This window comes from Xanthomonas nasturtii, from assembly GCF_001660815.1.
Taxonomy (GTDB): Bacteria; Pseudomonadota; Gammaproteobacteria; order Xanthomonadales; family Xanthomonadaceae; genus Xanthomonas; species Xanthomonas nasturtii.
Genome location: NZ_LYMI01000018.1, coordinates 36,253 through 54,063, shown reverse-complemented (window position 1 = coordinate 54,063; position 17,811 = coordinate 36,253). Strand labels below are relative to the sequence as shown.

Sequence of the window (17,811 nt, the reverse complement as noted above, 5' to 3'; positions counted from 1 at the left end):
GGTATGACCACTCAGACGATAGATAGTGCGTTTCACGCAACCTGGTTCGTCGGCGCCAGTTACGGAGGTACTGATGATCAGATGCCGCGATTTCTTGCAGAAGGAATTTGGGAGAACGGCTACGACGACAAGCTCCTCGATGTGGTGCGTTCCATGCGCCCGGGGGAGCGAATCGCCATCAAGTCGTCTTACACGCGAAAGCACGGACTGCCCTTCGATAGCCATGGCCGAGCGGTTTCGGTTATGGGCATCAAGGCCGTTGGTACGATCGCCGAAAACCTTAATGACGGGAAGCGGGTGAAGGTGGACTGGGCCAAGGTCGAGCCGGTACGGGAGTGGTACTTCTACACTCACCGGACAACGATCTGGCGTGTACTGCCTGGCGAATGGATGAGCGATGCGCTCATTGAATTTGCGTTTTACGGTAAGGCGCAGGATGTAGATCGCTTTCGCAACGAGCCGTTTTGGCGGGAGCGTTACGGCACGGCATCGCCAGAAAAGCAGCGTTTCGAGTGGACGGACTTCTACGAGGCAGTGGCTGAAAAGTTGCTGGCCCATGCAGACGACCGAACTCCGCTCATCGATGGCATCCACGAGATGGCGTCTCGCGTGCCGGGGCTGACCTATCTTCAGGATAGGTTTCCTGATGGAACCTCTGGTCCGTTGCGGGATATTTGTCCTTTCACCACGATAGGCACCTTTAACCGTTCCATGACCGATGCCAACCGCAAGGCCATCGCAGGTGAGCTTGCCAAGTTGCTGGGTGTGGCGGTACCGGTCCCACTTTCATTTGAAGGCATCCCCGTTCTCAACAACCAACGCTCCTGGTTTTTCGCGTATGCGGACAAGCGTGGTACAGGCGACATTGATGCGCTTTGGAAGGTATTCGTTGCTGCGAGGAAGATGGTCGATGACGACCAGTTGGACACTCGCGATGTCTTCATCCAGGCTTATAACGAGGCAACCCAAGTACGGGGTGTCGCATGGAACCTTTCCACAGGCCTGTACTGGGCACATCCATGGGAGTTCCTCACCCTTGATAGTCAGTCGCGCCACTACATCAACAGGCGGCTCGGCCTGAATGTCGCCATCAGTGGCCAGCAGGGTCCCTGTGATGGACGCGAGTATTTGAAGCTACTTGATGATTTTCAGGCGCGTTTTAGCGAAGACGGCTATCCAGTCCACAGCTTCCCTGACCTGTCGCTTGCGTCTTGGATTTATAAAGACCCGATTGAAGGGCCCGCGCCGGCCGGCGATACCGTTACCAATACCGGGGCAGAACAGGAGGCGGGAGGTGAAGTTCGCGAAGCCTTTCAGGTGGCAGCACCTATCGTTCCCTACTCGGTGGAGGACATCCTCAAAGACGGCTGTTTCCTGGAACGGGCCGAAATTGACTGTTTGCTCGATCGTCTGCGCGCGAAGAAAAACCTCATCCTTCAAGGGCCTCCGGGCACGGGCAAGACCTGGCTAGCCAAACGGCTAGCTTTCGCGCTTATGGCGCAGAAAGACGATAGCAAGGTCCGCGCAGTACAGTTCCATCCCAACCTGTCCTACGAGGACTTTGTTAGAGGGTGGCGCCCGACTGGCGAAGGCAAGTTGTCGCTGGCGGACGGTGTTTTCATGGAAGCCATCAAGGCCGCATCGAAGGACCCTTCGTCGAAGTTTGTCGTGGTGATCGAGGAGATCAACCGTGGAAACCCGGCGCAGATCTTCGGCGAGTTGCTGACGCTGCTCGAAGCCGGCAAGCGGACACCCAACGAAGCGCTGGAACTCTGCTATCCGGATGCGGACGGCAAACGACGGCCCGTCCATATTCCCGAGAATCTCTATGTGGTCGGCACCATGAATATCGCCGACCGATCACTTGCACTGGTCGATCTGGCATTGCGTCGCCGCTTTGCTTTCGTTGGGCTGGAGCCAAGACTGGGCCAGGCATGGCGGGAGTGGGTGGTCAAGGAGTGTGCTGTCGGCCCGAGCCTGGTCGAGGATATTGAACGCCGTATCGCTGAGCTGAACGAGCAGATTGCGGCGGATGCGCGCCTTGGCAAGCAGTTCCGGATTGGTCACAGCTATGTGACACCCGCACATCGACTGGAGGCGGGAGACACGAAGCAGTGGTTCCAGCAGGTCGTGGAGACGGAGATCGGCCCGTTGCTGGATGAATACTGGTTTGACGCGCCTGACGAAGCACGAAAAGCGATTGCACGGCTGACGCATGGCTGGTGATGACCGCGTCGTAGAACAGGTGGAAAGTGCAGCCATGAGCGCTGAGGGATTCATCGGACGCATTCCGGTCCGCAACCTCTGGTTGCTGATGCTCTACGCCTCTGACCTGTTCCGCACTCGCGGCATCGGCAAGATCGGCTTGGAAGACAGCCCGGACGATCTACCGGATCTAGTCGCAGAGATCCTTGCCCACGCGGTTGACGTGCGACAGCGTCGCCGCTTGAGTCTTGGATATCGATCTCGTGATGCAGTCATCAATCGCGTGCGTGGCCGGATCGACGTCTTGACCACCGAACGCCATCAGTTGATGGATAGAGGCCTGGTGGCGTGCCGGTTCGACGAATTCACCATCGACACTCCACGCAATCGTTTTGTCCGAGCAGCCTTGGAGTCCATCTCCAGGATCGTTCAGAGGAAGGACGTTGCCCATCGGTGCCGCGCACTTGCAAGTGGTATGAAGGCAATGGGTGTATCAGGGAACGCACCGACCCGCGCCCAAATGAGCACAGGTCGTTTTAGCCGTAACGATGCAGACGACCGGTTGATGGTGGCGGCCGCAACGCTGGCGTTTGATCTATTTCTCCCTACGGAGGCATCTGGTGCGAATGTTCTCTCTTTGCCAGACCGAGAAGTGACTTGGGTACGGCGCCTATTCGAGCGAGCGGTGGGTGGCTTCTACGAAGTCGCATTGAGTTCGCAGGGCTGGCGGGTGCTGTGCGGTGGGACGATGGGCTGGCAGATCGAGCGGAAGACAGCGGGGATCGACAAAATCTTGCCCACGATGCGAACTGATGTCGTGCTCGACCATCCATTAACCCAGCAGCGGATTGTCATCGATACCAAGTTCACCTCGATTGTGACGAGCGGTTGGTACCGTGAGGAAGCCCTGCGCAGCGGATACATCTATCAGATCTACGCTTATCTGCGCTCCCAAGTTGGGTGCGGTGATGCCCTTGCAGATCACGCTAGCGGATTGTTGTTGCATCCAGCGATTGGCCAGATAGTCGATGAAACAGTGCTGATCCAAGGGCATCAAATTCGGTTTGCCACAGTGGATCTGGCATCATCTCCGGCGGATATCCGAGCACAGTTGGTACGGTTGTGCGAGCCTAGTCTGCAATACCATTGATACTGTATAAGTCGGATGTGACACCGCAAGGGCTTTAGGATTGTCTGGCTGGCTGACGAAGAGTAAGAAAAAATGCCCGGCAACAGCCGTGCATTTTTATCCATTGGCGCACGATCATCGCCAAGTGATGTTTCGAGATCGCGAGAACATCTTGGTGCAGTTGATGAATGTGGTTTTGCCACCACATAACTCGATTATGTCCCGTTGCGCCATCCGCAGGACTGCAGCGCGTAGACGATTGCTCGGCATGTTCAACAACAAGCCGATAGGCTCTGTTGGGACTTCTTTGTAGTCGATTGAAAAGCGAGATGCCTGGAGATGTTCGATGACGGCTTCCACGTCGGCCTCCTGTTGGGGCAGGGGAGGTGGCGGCACGAACACGCGTTCGTACTGGGTGGCATGCCAGGAGACGAGCTCCCAGGCACGTTGGAGGCAGGAGATCGAGACGTAGTGGGTTTGGCTTTCCCAAACATGCAGCACCGCAGCCAGCCTAGCGGTCAGGTTGAGCATTTTGGAGACGAAGTCGGCGATGTGAGCGAGCTGTCCGAACTTGAGATTGTGAGTGATGCGGCACAGCTCGTCCCAGTAGCCCAGCGCGTCAGGTGCGAAGGCCAGTTCGATGGGGGCAATGCCACCGGCCTCCTGGTTGTCCTGGTGCAGGTCATAAAGCTCCTTGAGCGCCTCGTGGAGATTCGAAAGAGCCTCGTCATCGTTGCCCGCGGGTGCGTATCGATTGCTCATGGGCGGCGGCTGGGCGACGCAGACGAGGAAACGCGCGAAGAAGCCGAGCCTGACGGCCTGGTGCTCGGTGTACTCATTGCGCTTGCACCGGGGGCGGAATGGCTCGATCGCTGCGAACTGCGCCAGCAAGCCGAACGTGCCGCGTGGCTGACTGGCATGTAGATGCTTCTTCTTCTCTCGACGAAATTCCAGCAGCTTGCCGTCGATCAGATCAACCAGAACCGACACGTGGCGCATCAAGCTGGAGCTCAGTAGCTTGTCACCTTCGTCGGTAAGGAAATCCACTGCTTCATACTTGCCATCTAGCTGTTGCAGCAGGCTTTCCAGGTCAATGTTGCTCGCGAGGCGTGGACGGTGTTTTGGCTGCGCCGTGGCCGCGCGGCGTAGCTTAGCCAATGTTGCAAGAAGGTCCTGCGCGGGCTCCTGCTTGCGCCGGCAGCGAGCGATCTCGGCCTCCAGGAGTTTGATATGGAACTTTTTCTCGGCCGACGCCGCGCTCGCTTCGGTCCGGGCTACCTCATACCGAGTGAAGCTGTCTCGCGCGTGGTTTTCAAGCGGCGGGATCAGGTAGTCATGCATCGGGCTTTTACTTCCACCAACATCTGCAATGCACAGCGTGTTGACGCCGATGGGAATGGATGTCCAGTTGGGCGGCGACATTGTGTAGAGAGGAGCAACCGCGGAGGACAACACCGACAGCATGTGCGTTCGGACCATGGCAGGGCAGGCTTCTGGGACCTTGGCGCACACTGCCTTTGCAGCAGCTGCGGCCAGCGGTGGCAGCATGCCGAAATTGTAGTCGGGCACTGAGACGGTTGTGAGCTGGACAGGCATGTTCATGCCGCGGCTCCCTCAAGACGGCCGCTGGGCGCGGTTGCGAGCGGATCGATGGAACCATCGTTCGCGGGTGGGCCATCTTCGCTACTGGGGGGCACATCCGATTCAGTTTTGTCCAGTCGGGCACGCAGCTCTTTGAGCTTCGCGGGGTAGAACTTCTCTCGCAGACCCAAGGTATTGATCAGGTCAATCAACTCCTTGTCGCTGATGCCGTCCACCTTTGCGGTCAGGATCATCGGCTTGATAAGCGTAAGGAGCCGTTCGGTATCTTTCTTGTCTTTGAGTGTGTGGTACGCCGCAGTGAACTTCGCGGCCATTTCATTAACGGTGCCAGCTGGCATGTACTTGTCCTCGATCGGGACAGCCGGGATGGCCATCCTCGGGAACATGCTGGGCAAACACTAGGAAATTGAATAAGGAGCGGATTTCCGCAAGTGATTCAAAACCTCTCCGGAAATTCCTGTCGAGCTAGGGCTGGCCATTGTCAGCAAAGGGCCAGTGAGGCAGTCGCGGCAACGTACGGTGAGCCAAGTGCATCAAGCTGGAGTAGGGCAGGTTTTGTATGAAGGCAGTGGCTGGTGCAGTCGAGGTGAGTTTCCGCCGCTTCGCGATGCACAGCGCCGCGCAGAGAGCCCCAACCACAGCCAACTTGCTGTGGCATACTGGATGGCATACTAGGCCGGGGGAAAAAGAAAAAAGCCCCTTGCAATCTGGGGCTTAGTTCCAATATCTGGCGGAGAGAGGGGGATTCGAACCCCCGAAGCGCGGTTTAGACGCTTACACACTTTCCAGGCGTGCTCCTTCAACCACTCGGACACCTCTCCGTACCTGCACGACCGTGGCCGAACAGGGCCGCAAATTCTAGCGGTCGCCGGCCCGTACCACAAGCTGAATCTTCCAGCCGCAGTCGGTGAGACGGGCCGTGGCACAATATCGGCTCAAACAAAGCCGGTTGCCCGATGTCTTATCTCGTTCTCGCCCGCAAGTGGCGCCCGAAGCGTTTTGCCGAGCTCGTAGGCCAGGAACACGTGGTCCGCGCGCTCAGTAACGCGCTCGACAGTGGGCGCGTGCACCACGCGTTCCTGTTCACCGGCACCCGCGGCGTGGGCAAGACCACCATTGCGCGCATCTTCGCCAAATCGCTCAATTGCGAGACCGGTACCAGTGCCGATCCGTGTGGGACGTGCCCGGCCTGTCTGGACATCGATGCCGGCCGCTACATCGACCTGCTGGAGATCGATGCCGCGTCCAACACCGGCGTGGACGATGTGCGCGAGGTGATCGAGAACGCGCAGTACATGCCCTCGCGCGGCAAGTTCAAGGTCTACCTGATCGACGAAGTGCACATGCTGTCCAAGGCGGCATTCAATGCGCTGCTGAAGACGCTGGAAGAGCCGCCGGAGCATGTGAAGTTCCTGCTGGCCACCACCGACCCGCAAAAGCTGCCGGTGACGGTGTTGTCGCGCTGCCTGCAGTTCAACCTCAAGCGCCTGGATGAGGATCAGATCCAGGGCCAGATGACGCGCATTCTGGCTGCCGAACAGATCGAATCGGATCCGTCGGCGATCGTGCAGCTGTCCAAGGCGGCCGATGGCTCGCTGCGCGATGGTTTGTCGCTGCTGGATCAGGCGATCGCCTACGCCGGCGGAGCGCTGCGCGAGGATGTGGTGCGCACCATGCTGGGGACGGTCGATCGCACCCAGGTCGGCGCGATGCTGCAATCGCTGGCCGATGGCGATGGCGCGCGCCTGCTGCAAGTGGTGGCCGCGCTGGCCGAATTCTCGCCCGATTGGAGCGGCGTGCTGGAGGCCCTGGCCGAGGCGCTGCATCGCGTGCAGGTGCAGCAGCTGGTGCCGTCGGTGGCGTTCGTCGGCGACGGCATCGACCCGACCCCGTTTGCCGCGCAGCTGCGCCCGGAAGTGGTGCAGCTGTGGTACCAGATGGCGCTCAACGGGCGCCGCGATCTGTATCTGGCGCCCAGCCCGCGCGCCGGTTTCGAAATGGCAGTACTGCGGATGCTGGCCTTCCGCCCCGCAGCGGTGGTGCCGGCTGGCGGCGCCGACGACGGGCGCGGTGCCACCGCAGCCGGTGGCGCACGTTCGGCCGCTGCCGGCGGGCAGGCTGCCGCTTCGGCAGTGGCGGCGCCGGTAACGGCAGCGCCCGGCATGGCGTCTACGCCTGCCACGGTGACGGAATCGCTGCCGGTTGCCGTCGCGGAGGCGTCCTCGCCGGCATCAGGGATTCCGGCGACTCAGGCTGCGGCCGACGCCCCGGCGCCGGTTGTGGTGCTTCCTGCCCGGGCGTCTTCTTCGGCCAATCGCGCCTCTGCAGCCAGTGCGCGCAACGACGACACGCCGCCGTGGGCAGTGGACGATGCGCCGGTGCGGACGCAGGCAGTGCCCGCGTCCGACACGATGGCCGCGCTGGCGCCTGAAGCCGCCATGGCCCCGCCGTCTGCACCCGCCGAGCTCGCGCCGCCGGTTGCGCCTGACGCTGCGGTTGCAACGTCGGCTTTGGCCGCGACGTCTTCGATCGCCGTGGCGGTCGAGCCGCCTGTGCTCGTAGAGCAAGTGGTGGTGAGTCCATCGGCAACGGCGCTGGCTGTGTCAGATTCGGTGGCCGATACATCGGCCTTGCTCGATGACGGCCGCATCGCCGATGCCGAGCAATGGCTGGAGCTGGTCACGCGCAGCGGTTTGAATGGCCCGTCGCGACAGCTTGCCGCCAACGCTGCGTTTATCGGCCATCGCGATGGCGTACTGCGGCTGGCACTGGCGCCGGGCTTCGAATACCTCAATTCCGAGCGCTCCATCGCCAACCTTGCGCAGGCGCTGGCACCGGTGCTGGGAAACACCCCGCGCATCGTCATCGAAACCGGCAGCGCCGACGTCGAGACCTTGCACGAACGCGCCAACCGCCAGAAAGGCGAGCGCCAGAGCGCGGCCGAAACCGCCTTCATGAACGACCCGACGGTGCAGCAGCTGATCCAGCAGCAAGGTGCGCGGGTCGTCCCCGATTCCATCCGCCCTTACGACGAGTAACGACCCATGCGTGGAAACATCGCCCAACTGATGCAGCAGGCGCAGAAGATGCAGGAAAACCTGCAGCGCGCCCAGGAAGAACTGGCCAAGCTGGAAGTCACCGGCACCGCCGGCGGCGGCATGGTCAGCGTGACACTGACCGGCGCCAAGGAATGCCGCAAGGTGCGCATCGACCCGAGCATCCTGTCCGACCAGGAGATGGCCGAAGACCTGATCGCCGCCGCCTTCAACGACGCCTCCAACAAGATCGACGCCGAATCCAAGGACCGCATGGGCTCGGCCACCGCCGGCATGCAGCTGCCGCCCGGCATGAAGTTGCCGTTCTGATCGAAGGGATTCGGGAGCCGGGATTGGGGATTCGCTGGAAGCGAGATTTGCTTCTGCAGTTGCGAATCCCGAATCTCCAATTCCCAATCCCGGCCACCCAATGTCCACTCTGCTCGAACAACTGATCGAGGCCTTCCGGGTGTTGCCCGGGGTGGGCCAGAAGTCTGCCCAGCGCATGGCTTATCACGTGCTCGAGCGCGAGCGCGAGGGTGGGCGGCGCCTGGCCACGACGCTGGCCAATGCGGTGGAAAAGGTCGGGCATTGCGTGCAATGCCGCGATTTCACCGAGTCGGAAATCTGCACCATCTGCGCCAGCAGCAGCCGCGACCGGCAGCAGCTGTGCGTGGTCGAGTCGCCGGCCGATCGTCTGGCGATCGAGCATGCCACCGGCTACCGCGGCCTGTATTTCATCCTGCAGGGGCGCCTGTCGCCGCTGGATGGCATCGGCCCGCGCGAGCTGGGGCTGGACCGGCTCGGTGAGCGCCTGGCTGCTGGGGAAGTGACCGAAATGATCATCGCCACCAACGCCACCGTGGAAGGCGAGGCGACCGCCCATTACCTGGCGCAGCTTGCCCGCCAGCATGCGGTGCGCCCGAGCCGGCTCGCGCAGGGCATGCCGCTGGGCGGCGAACTTGAATATGTGGACCGCGGCACCCTGTCGCACGCCTTCGGCACCCGCAGTGAGGTGCTTTGAGGGCTGGGATTGGGAAGTCGGGATTGGGGATTCGCAAAAGCTGGTCGGCGCGCGCGGTAAGCTTTGGCCAATCCCGAATCCCAACTCCCCAATCCCGTCTATGACCGACACCATCTTCGGCAAAATCATTCGTCGCGAAATCCCGGCCACCATCGTTTATGAAGACGACGAGGTGCTGGGCTTCGAAGACATCGCGCCGCAGGCGCCGGTGCATGTGCTCTTCATTCCCAAGCAGCACGCCATTCCCACCCTGGACGATGTGCCGCCGGAGCAGGCGCTGCTGGTCGGCAAGCTGGCCATTGCGGCGGCAGCCTACGCGCGCGCGCAGGGACTGGCGCAGGACGGCTACCGCATCGTGATGAATTGCCGCGAGCATGCTGGCCAGACCGTGTTCCATCTCCATCTGCATCTGCTGGCCGGTGCGCCGTTGGGTCGTTTCGGCACGCCGTGATGGAGTTGCTCGCTCTGCCACCGGCGTGACCGAACCGGCGCTCTGGCGGCCCGGGCAGGTGACGCTTGCGCATGGCCAATCGCCAGCTTTGCTGTGACCTGGCGACGACGCACGGTGTCAGGCACTCATGCGTACTGCGCACTCCAATGGCGCCATGCTCTAGCTGCAACTGCCGACGCGCAAACAAAAACGCCGCTCCCTGCGAGCGGCGTTTTTGCGGGATAACGCATGGATCAGCGGCGCATTACCACCAGCCGCGGCCCCAGCCCCAACCACCGCCCCAGCGCGGGCCCCACGGGTCGCCCCACGGGCCGTACGGATAGGCTGGCACCACGTCCACGTCGCGCACGACTGGCCACAGGTAGACCACGTCGGCATTCACCTTGGGCAGCTTGTAGTCGTACTCGCCGATCTTGGTGGTTTCGTAGCCTTCGATCTTGCCGATGAAGGTGACTTCGCGGCCTGGCTCGAACACCGCCGGATCGTAGAAGCCCGAGCGGCAGGCCAGGAAGCGGCCGTCGCTGGCGTCCACGGCGTTACGGTCCGGGCGCCCACTGGCATTGAGTGGGCGCGAAATCAGCTCGAAGCAGGTCTGGCCCTGGCTAGGTGTGGTCTGGATGATCTTGCCGCCCCAGCGCACGGAGGTGCCGACCTGGGCGCTGGCGGTGGAATCGCTCGGACTGACCGTGGGGAACTGGCCCTGCAGCGGCTTGGGCGCGGTGGCACAGGCTGCGAGCCCGAGCACAGCGATAAGAGGAACAAGAAAACGGGTACTCATGAGGAAGCTCCGGTTCGCGGGCGATGCTGCAGCAAGTCTTTCAAGAGAGTGGCGCTGTCCGAATCAGCGCCAGCGTATCGCGCGGCAGCGAAACGTTGGCTGAGCGCCAACAATGCCGTATTCGGGTGTGAGCGGGCGACACGTTGCGCCCAGGCGATGGCCGGTTCATGCGGTTCGCGGGCAAGGCCGAGCTTGCGGTAGCGGCGGCTCAGCTGGTGCCAGGCGCGCAACAGCGGGTCGCGCTCACGTTCGCCGCGCGCCAGCAGCCAGCCCATCCAGGCCAACGCACTGATCGCGAACAGGCCGAAGATCGCCGCCAGCTGGGAGGTGTCCAGGCGATCGATGCCGAATGGTTGCAGCAGCCGTTGCTGGCGGTCGGCATCGAAGGACAGCACCATGTCGTTCCAGCCGCGACGGAGCCAGTCGCCGACCTGGGCCAGGCCGGCCCAGGTGCCGAGCTGGGCGAAGTTGTTGCCGCCACCGGTTTGCAGGCGATCTTCCAGGGTGTCGTAAATGCGCTCCGGCGCCACTGCGGCGGTGGGATCCACGCGCACCCAGCCACGCCTGGCCAGCCAGACCTCGGCCCAGGCATGCGCATCCATGCGCCGCACCACCCAGTAGTTGCCCAGCCCGTTGTATGAGCCGCCGGCATAGCCGGTGACCACGCGTGCCGGGATGCCGGCCGCGCGCATCAGCACCACGAACGAGGAGCTGAAGTGTTCGCAGAAACCGGCCTTCTGCTGGAACAGGAATTCGTCGACGCTGTTGCGGCCGAGCAGCGGCGTGTCCAGCGTGTAGGCGAATTCGCGGGTGATCCACTCCAGCGCGCGCTGCACCACGGCATCGTCGTTGTTGCCGGCCTCCGCACGCCACTGCCGTGCCAACGTGAGCGTACGCGGGTTGAAGCCGGGCGGCAGGGCGAGCGCGCGTTCGCGCAACTGATCGGGCAGGTTGGTATCGAAGCGGGTGGGTGGCGCCGATTGCAGCTCCCAACGCGTCAACGCGCTCAATGGGCGCTGCGCGAACAGCTCGTAATCGGGCGACAACTCGGCGTTGGCCACCGCTTGGGTGGGCAGGTCCAGCGACACCAGTTGGCGGCGATCGGTGGGCTCGTAATCCAGGCGATAGCGATAGGTTTGTGGCCCGGCCGTGACCGAGGCGGGCTGGCCGCGGCCGGTCCAGCGCGCGCGCTGCCAGGTGCGGCCGTCGAAATCCCACATCACCGGCCCGCGCCAGTAGCGTTGCTGCGGCGGAGGCGCCTTGCCGGTGAACTGCACGCGCAGCGCCGGGCTGTCGTCGGCCATCAGGTCGATCCATTCGCCCGGCGACATGTTGTCCGACAGCCCGGGACGCGACAGCGCGCGTTCGGGCACGCCCCATAGCGGTGAACTCAGGCGCGGCAGCAGCCAGAACGTGGTCAGGGCCAGCGGCACGCCGATGGCGACCAGCTTGCCGATGCCGCGCAATTGCAGGCGCAATGCCGGCGTGGCGGTGCGGTGCTCTTCGTCGGCCAGCCGCTGCATGCTCAGCAAGGCGCTCACCACCGCCAGCAGCGCCAGGCCCATGGTGGCCGGCCCCTGGTCGAGCAGAAACGCCGCAAACGGCGCGAACAACGCAAAGCCGAGCAAGCTGCGCGCATCGCGCAGGGTGCGCAGCTCGGACGCCTTGATCGCCAGCATCGATGCCAGCACCGCGCAGCCGGTGTCGCGGCCGAAGCGCATGCCGATCTGCCAGTACACCGCCGCCAGCATCGCGATCACCAGCAATAGCCGCACCGGCGCCATCAAGGTGCCGCGCCAGCTCAGCACACCGACCAGCACCGCGGCCACGGCCACGGTGGCGGCAAGCAGGCCGGGCAGTTGCAGCAGCAGCGGCGTCAATGCCAGCCAGCTGGTGGCCAGCACCCAGCCGCGGCTGGCCTGGCTGATTGAGAGGGGGGGCTCAGTCATGAGGAAGCAGGGCCAGGGCGCGCAGACACAAGTGATGGTGCGAAGGCCCTTGCGCGGGGCCCAGGGGCGGCTGGCCCGGCAGCAGCAGGCGATAGCGGCGCCCGTCGCGCTCGGCCAGGTTGACCCAGCGCGCCAGCCGCGCGATGCGGCGCTCGTACGGCAGGGTGTTGAGCGTGCGCCAGTCCAGCGTGACTTCGATGCCCAGCGGCTGCTCGTATTCGCGCACCAGCAAGGTGTCGCGACGCGCCGAATGCTTCCAGGAAATGGTGCGTGGTGCATCGCCGGCGCGGTAGGGGCGCAGCTGATGCAGTTCTTCGCCTTGTGCATGCAGGCGGGTCTGGTTGGGCGAACCGGTGCCCTCCGGCAGCAACGGCCCCTGTTCTTCGGGTTTGGGATAGGCCAGTAATGGCGTTTCCGGCCACACCCACGACCAGGCGCGCACCAGCCCCAACGGTTGGGTGCTGGACAGGCGGATGCGTTCGATGTCCTGCCAGCCGCGGCGCTCGGTCGGCACCAGCAGGTCGACGTCGGCCATGTCGTGCTCGATCAGCGAACAGAACCCGCTGCTCTCCAGATGATCCAGGCGCAAACCGCGTCGCACGCGGGTATCGCGGCGTGCCAACGACACCCGCATGCGCAGCGGTTCGCCGGCTAGCACCGGCTCGGCCGAGACCGCTTCGATACGCAGCGCCGACAGTTGCAGGTGCGCCATGATGCTGCTGGCGATGCCGGCGGTGGCCAGCAGCAGCGCGAGCAGCAGCGCCGGGTTGTTGTTGTAGTTCAGCGCGCCCAGCAGCATCGCCAGCAGCAGCGCAGTGACGAACAACCCGAAGCGGGTCGGCAGCACATAGATACGCCGGCGATCCAGCACGATCGGCAGGCCTTCCGCGCCCCGCGGGCGCGCCAGCAGGCTGAGTCGGCGGCCGATGCCGCGCACGTGCGCACGCACCTGGGTCAGTCCACCGGCACGCTGTGCAGCAGCGCCTTGGCCAGTGCCGGCCCGGACGAGGATTCGGCTTCCGGCACCAGCCGGTGCCCGGCCACCGCCACGAACAGTGCCTGCACGTCTTCCGGCAGCACATGCTCGCGCCCGAGCAGCAGCGCGTAGGCCTTGGCCGCACGCAGCAGCGCTATGCCGGCACGCGGCGACAGGCCCACGCGCACTCCGGCATGCTGGCGGCTGCGCAGCAGCAAAGCCTGCACGTAACCGATCAGCGCATCGCTGGTATGGATCTGGTTGACCACCGCACGCAACGCCACCACATCGGCGTCGCTGAGTTGCGGGGCGGCCTGGGCGATCAGCTCGCGCCGATCCACCCCGGACAGCAGCGCGCGCTCGGCATCGGCGCTGGGGTAGCCCAGGCTCAGCCGCAGCAGGAAGCGGTCCAGCTGCGAATCCGGCAGCGGGAAGGTGCCGGACAGATCGACCGGGTTCTGCGTGGCGATCACGAAGAATGGTTCCGGCAACGCATGCGTCACGCCGTCCAGTGTCACCTGTTGTTCGGCCATGGCCTCCAGCAGCGAGCTTTGCGTGCGTGGCGGCGCGCGATTGATCTCATCGGCCAGCAGCACGTTGGTGAACACCGGACCGGGATGAAACTGAAACTGGCGCGAGGCGGCGTCGTACACCGACACGCCCAGCACATCGGCCGGCAGCAGGTCGGAGGTGAACTGCACGCGCTGGAAGCCCAGCCCCAGGCTGGAGGCCATCGCATGGGCGAGGGTGGTCTTGCCCAGGCCGGGCAGGTCCTCGATCAACAGATGTCCACCGGACAGCAGCGCCACGAACGCCAGCCGCACTTCCTGCGCCTTGCCCAGCAGCAGCGAATTGACCTGGTCTTGCGCGCGCCGCAGCGATTGGCGCAGCGCATCGGTTAGCATTTCCGTGGAACGCAGCGGTGTCGACATCACAATTCCGTAGGTGAAAGAAGAGTGCACAGGGCAATGCAGGGGGACCAACGGGCACATCGCACCTTCGTGATCCTGTGGACACTGGCCACGGCCGTCAAGCTATTGATCGCGGCACGCTTGCCGCTGTTCGTGGACGAGGCGTTCTACTGGCAGGAAGGCCAGCACCTGGCGGCGGCCTATTCGGATCTGCCGGGCATGACCGCCTGGCTGGCGCGGCTGGGCGTGGAGCTGGGCGGGCATCATCTGCTGGCCTTGCGGCTGCCGTTTCTGGCCATCGCCGCACTGCTGCCGTGGCTGGTTGCGCACATCGCCACGCGCTGGTTCGGCTCCACGCTGGGCTGGCAGGCCGGCAGCCTGACCTTGCTGATGCCGCTGTCGGCCACGCTCGGCATCCTGGCCGTGCCCGACGTGCCGATGGCCCTGGCAGCGGTGCTGTGCATGGACGCCGGCGCGCGTTTGCTGCGCGAGGTCGATGCCACCAGTGCGCTGGAGCTCGCGATTGGCCTTGTCATCGGCGCGCTCAGCCACTACCGCTTTGTCGGGGTGATCGGCGTGGGCTGCATCGCGCTGCTGTGCATTCCGCAAGGGCGCGCGGTGATGCGCGACCCGCGCATCTGGATGGCGCTGACCGTGGGCGCGGTGAGCTGGCTGCCGCTGCTGTTCTGGAACACCGACCATGACGAAGCCGGCCTGCGCTTTCAGTTGGTCGACCGGCACCCGTGGCGCTTTCAGATCACCGGTCTGTGGTTTCTGCTGATCCAGGCGGTACTGGTGACGCCGTTGCTGGCCTGGGCAATGCTCAAGGTGGGCCTGGCCGGCACGCGGGCCGGCGGCGGTTCGCGTGCGCAATGGCGCTATTTCGGCCTGCTGGGCGGCATTTCGACCGTAGCGATCTTCGTGCTGGGCTTCTTCAGCGATGCCGAGCGGATCAGCTTCCATTGGCCGTTGCCGGGCTATCTGGCACTGCTGGTGGCGGTGCCGGTGATCCTGATGCGCTGGCCGCATCCACTGCGCCGCGCGGCGTGGCTGATTGCGCTGCTTGGCACGCTTGGCGCGTATGGCTACTACCTGGCGGTGTCGGTCCCGTCGATCCGCGCGCATGCCGCCGGCGAAAAATATTACCCGCGTAATTTTGCCGGCTGGAACGACCTGGCACGTGCGGTTAAACGTCAGCTGGCACTGATGCCGCCGGGCACGCGCGTGCTGGCAGAGAACTTCAAGGTCGGCGCCGAGCTCGGCTTCCAGTTGCACGAGGCCAAGATCGAAGTGCTGCGCGCCGACTTGAACGACAGGCACGGGCGCAGCGCGCAGCTGCAGCAGTGGGGGTTGCTCAGCGACGGTACGGGCACCGGGCCGCGCCTGTTGGTGCTGTCGCCCAGTGACCAGCGTTATCGCGACCTGCTCAAGCGCTATCACGCCATCTGCGACATGGTCGGGCCATTGCCGCCGCCCACGGTGGTGTCCACCGATCACGGGTATCAGCGCTTTTTGCTGTTCGCACTGCCGGCGCAACGCGCGCCCGGGCCGTGTGTCACCCCGGCGATGGCCTGGATCGACACGCCGCTACCGGGTGTTGCCGTCTCCGGCAAGGTGCAGGTGCGCGGCTGGGCCTTCAAGGACGGCGTCGGGCTATCGCATGTGGAGCTGCTGCTGGATGGTCGCCCCGTCGCACAGGCCGGCTACGGCAGCCCGATGGACGTACGCCCGTACTGGAAGATTTCCACCGACCCGCAGCACCCCAATGTCGGCTTCACCGCCACCCTCGACACGCACGCGCTGCCGCCCGGCACGCATTGGTTGGGATTGCGCCTGCACGGCCACGATGGCAGCGCGGAAGATTGGTGGGAACAACCCGTCACCGTTTCAGCACCTCAGATCATGCAATGACCAATGCCTTGCCTGTTGCACGTCCCGCACATCCGTCCGGGATTCGAATCGCCGTGCTGGTGCCGTGCCATAACGAAGCGGCGACCGTTGCCGATGTGATCGGCGACTTCGCTGCCGCTTTGCCGGGCGCAGTGATCCACGTGCTGGACAACAACTCCAGCGATGCCACCGCAGCGATCGCCGCAGCTGCGGGTGCGCAGGTGTGTCGCGTGGCATTGCAGGGCAAGGGCAATGTGGTGCGGCGCGGATTTGCCGATGTGGAGGCCGACATCTATGTGCTGGTCGATGGCGACGCCACCTACGATGCCACTGCCGCGCCGGCGTTGGTGCGCAAGCTGATCGACGAGCGCCTGGACATGGTGGTCGGTGCACGGCGCGATCAACAGCAGGCCGCCTATCGCCCCGGCCATCGGTTGGGCAACGTGCTGCTGACGCGCTGCGCGGGCTTGCTGTTCGGCCGCAGTTTCGACGACATGCTGTCCGGCTACCGGGTGTTCTCGCGGCGCTACGTCAAATCCTTCGCCGCCCACGCGCATGGCTTCGAGACCGAAACCGAGCTGGCCGTGCATGCCTTGCAGCTGCGCATGCCGGTGGCCGAAGTCGAAACCGCCTATGGTGTGCGTCCGGAAGGCTCGCAAAGCAAGTTGAACACCTGGCGCGATGGCTGGCGCATCCTCACCACGATCGCAAAGTTGTTCAAGGCCGAGCGGCCGTTGTTGTTCTTTTCGGTGGGCTTCGTGCTCAGCGCCAAGCTGTCGGTGGTGCTGGCGATTCCGTTGTTCGAGACGTACACCAGCGGCACGTTATGTCGGTGTGGCCAGCAACCTTGCCGAGTCGGATGCCTATCGCGCCCGCGTGCGCGCGCTGGTGGCCGAGCGGCCCCAGCTGTATGCGTTATGGAATGCGACCCAGGACAAGCAGAGCCCCCGCGTGGAACGGATGAATCGGTGGGCGCGGCGTCTGGGATGGAGTGCTGGACCGGAATGCCCCCAATTGCGCTGGCTGACGGCGCATGGATTGCGTGCCGAACTCGATGCATCCCGGCCCGGACTGTGTCAGTTGCGCGTTCCCGAGCACAAGGCGAGGGAAGTCGTGGCTGCCGATCACCGCCTATTGGAGCAGGCGCAACAACAGCTGCTTGCGTATGGGGTGAAGCTGGATCCGGCACGTTGTCGCAGGCTTTCCTCGCAAATCGGGCAGGGGGAGTATCCCTACCAGTTCTGCAGGCTCGATCATGAGGCCAGGCGATAGCTCAGGGCAGTTGAAACCCCGCTTGGCGCAGTAACCCCGCCAGCGCGATCAGCGGCAGCCCGACCAGGGCCGTAGGGTCCTTAGAGTGGATCGCATCGAACAGGCTGATGCCCAGGCCTTCGCATTTGAAGCTGCCGGCGCAATCCAGCGCCGGTTCGGCGTCCAGGTAGCGCTCGATCTCGGCGGCCGTCAGTGCGCGCACGTGCACCTCGGTCAAATCCAGCGCGTGCAGGGCGCGTTCCGGGCCGATCAGGCTGACGGCGGTGTGGAAGCGCACGGTCCGGCCTGACATGGCGGTGAGCTGCGCGCGTGCCTGGTCCAGGGTGCCGGGCTTGCCCAATGCCTGGCCGTCCAGGTCGGCGACCTGATCCGAGCCGATCACCCAGGCCTCGGGGAAGCGGGCCGCCACCGCGGCAGCCTTTTCGGCGGCCAGACGGCCTGCCAATACGCTCGGGGTCTCGCCCCGCTGCGCCTGCTCGTCGACCTCGGGCCGGGCAGTGTCGAACGCCAGGCGCAGGCGGCCAAGCAGCTCGCGCCGATAGGCGGACGTGGAGGCAAGAATCAGGCGTGGCATCATGGCGTGCTGCTG

14 protein-coding genes, 1 tRNA gene and 1 pseudogene are annotated in these 17,811 nt (G+C 64.1%); 8 read left to right on the top strand and 8 right to left on the bottom strand.

Annotated features, from left to right (window positions below):
- The first annotated feature begins 3 nt into the window (after nucleotides 1-3).
- Both A7D16_RS08435 and mcrC read left to right on the top strand, forming a co-directional pair.
- Nucleotides 4-2,226 (top strand): AAA family ATPase, encoded by a 2,223-nt coding sequence (locus tag A7D16_RS08435; protein WP_064631633.1) that lies wholly within the window; start codon nucleotides 4-6, stop codon nucleotides 2,224-2,226.
- Nucleotides 2,216-3,355, top strand: coding sequence for a 5-methylcytosine-specific restriction endonuclease system specificity protein McrC (gene mcrC / locus A7D16_RS08430; protein WP_082925761.1), 1,140 nt, complete (start codon nucleotides 2,216-2,218; stop codon nucleotides 3,353-3,355). The genes A7D16_RS08435 and mcrC overlap by 11 nt, the downstream gene beginning before the upstream one ends.
- Nucleotides 3,356-3,469: 114 nt before the next feature.
- Here mcrC and A7D16_RS08425 read toward each other — a convergent pair whose 3' ends face one another.
- The 3 genes from A7D16_RS08425 to A7D16_RS08415 form a co-directional block, all read right to left on the bottom strand.
- A complete protein-coding gene (locus tag A7D16_RS08425; protein WP_064631631.1) occupies nucleotides 3,470-4,936 on the bottom strand; it encodes a YfjI family protein in 1,467 nt (488 codons plus the stop codon).
- Nucleotides 4,933-5,310: a hypothetical protein gene (locus tag A7D16_RS08420; protein WP_239686967.1), complete on the bottom strand. Its 378-nt coding sequence runs from the start codon at nucleotides 5,308-5,310 to the stop codon at nucleotides 4,933-4,935. Before A7D16_RS08420 ends, A7D16_RS08425 begins: the two co-directional genes overlap by 4 nt.
- A gap of 354 nt (nucleotides 5,311-5,664) precedes the next feature.
- Nucleotides 5,665-5,757 (bottom strand) — tRNA-Ser (locus A7D16_RS08415).
- A gap of 135 nt (nucleotides 5,758-5,892) precedes the next feature.
- On the opposite strand from A7D16_RS08415, the gene dnaX reads away from it, so the two are divergent.
- The 4 genes from dnaX (at nucleotide 5,893) to A7D16_RS08395 (ending at nucleotide 9,446) form a co-directional block, all read left to right on the top strand.
- The gene (gene dnaX, locus A7D16_RS08410) at nucleotides 5,893-7,974 is read left to right on the top strand and encodes a DNA polymerase III subunit gamma/tau (protein WP_064631627.1); all 2,082 of its coding nucleotides are present in this window, start codon (nucleotides 5,893-5,895) and stop codon (nucleotides 7,972-7,974) included.
- A 6-nt stretch (nucleotides 7,975-7,980) separates the two neighbouring features.
- The gene (locus tag A7D16_RS08405) at nucleotides 7,981-8,301 is read left to right on the top strand and encodes a YbaB/EbfC family nucleoid-associated protein (RefSeq protein WP_005913896.1); all 321 of its coding nucleotides are present in this window, start codon (nucleotides 7,981-7,983) and stop codon (nucleotides 8,299-8,301) included.
- A 100-nt stretch (nucleotides 8,302-8,401) separates the two neighbouring features.
- Nucleotides 8,402-8,995, top strand: a complete 594-nt coding sequence (recR, locus tag A7D16_RS08400; protein WP_010365139.1) for a recombination mediator RecR — start codon at nucleotides 8,402-8,404, stop codon at nucleotides 8,993-8,995.
- Nucleotides 8,996-9,095: 100 nt separating this feature from the next.
- Nucleotides 9,096-9,446 (top strand): histidine triad nucleotide-binding protein, encoded by a 351-nt coding sequence (locus A7D16_RS08395; protein WP_064631625.1) that lies wholly within the window; start codon nucleotides 9,096-9,098, stop codon nucleotides 9,444-9,446.
- A gap of 244 nt (nucleotides 9,447-9,690) precedes the next feature.
- Here A7D16_RS08395 and A7D16_RS08390 read toward each other — a convergent pair whose 3' ends face one another.
- Genes A7D16_RS08390 through A7D16_RS08375 form a run of 4 tightly spaced genes read right to left on the bottom strand, consistent with a single transcriptional unit; the run spans nucleotide 9,691 to nucleotide 14,081 of the window.
- The gene (locus A7D16_RS08390) at nucleotides 9,691-10,224 is read right to left on the bottom strand and encodes a Slp family lipoprotein (protein WP_064631623.1); all 534 of its coding nucleotides are present in this window, start codon (nucleotides 10,222-10,224) and stop codon (nucleotides 9,691-9,693) included.
- On the bottom strand, nucleotides 10,221-12,173 hold the full coding sequence (locus A7D16_RS08385; RefSeq protein WP_064631621.1) for a transglutaminase family protein: 1,953 nt from the start codon (nucleotides 12,171-12,173) through the stop codon (nucleotides 10,221-10,223). The genes A7D16_RS08390 and A7D16_RS08385 overlap by 4 nt, the downstream gene beginning before the upstream one ends.
- Complete coding sequence (locus A7D16_RS08380) at nucleotides 12,166-13,122, bottom strand: DUF58 domain-containing protein (protein WP_064631619.1); 957 nt, start codon at nucleotides 13,120-13,122, stop codon at nucleotides 12,166-12,168. Before A7D16_RS08380 ends, A7D16_RS08385 begins: the two co-directional genes overlap by 8 nt.
- A gap of 5 nt (nucleotides 13,123-13,127) precedes the next feature.
- Complete coding sequence (locus A7D16_RS08375; protein WP_064631617.1) at nucleotides 13,128-14,081, bottom strand: AAA family ATPase; 954 nt, start codon at nucleotides 14,079-14,081, stop codon at nucleotides 13,128-13,130.
- Nucleotides 14,082-14,117: 36 nt separating this feature from the next.
- Between A7D16_RS08375 and A7D16_RS08370 the strand changes: the two genes are divergently transcribed.
- A complete protein-coding gene (locus A7D16_RS08370) occupies nucleotides 14,118-15,971 on the top strand; it encodes a glycosyltransferase family 39 protein (RefSeq protein WP_064631615.1) in 1,854 nt (617 codons plus the stop codon).
- Nucleotides 15,968-16,762: pseudogene (locus A7D16_RS08365) on the top strand (glycosyltransferase family 2 protein); the annotation flags it as partial. The gene A7D16_RS08370 and the pseudogene A7D16_RS08365, both read left to right, overlap by 4 nt.
- Before the next feature lie 461 nt (nucleotides 16,763-17,223).
- On the opposite strand, the gene A7D16_RS08360 reads toward A7D16_RS08365, so the two are convergent.
- Entirely contained in the window at nucleotides 17,224-17,799 is a 576-nt protein-coding gene (locus A7D16_RS08360; RefSeq protein WP_064631613.1) for a Maf family protein, read from the bottom strand.
- Between the last annotated feature and the right edge of the window lie 12 nt (nucleotides 17,800-17,811).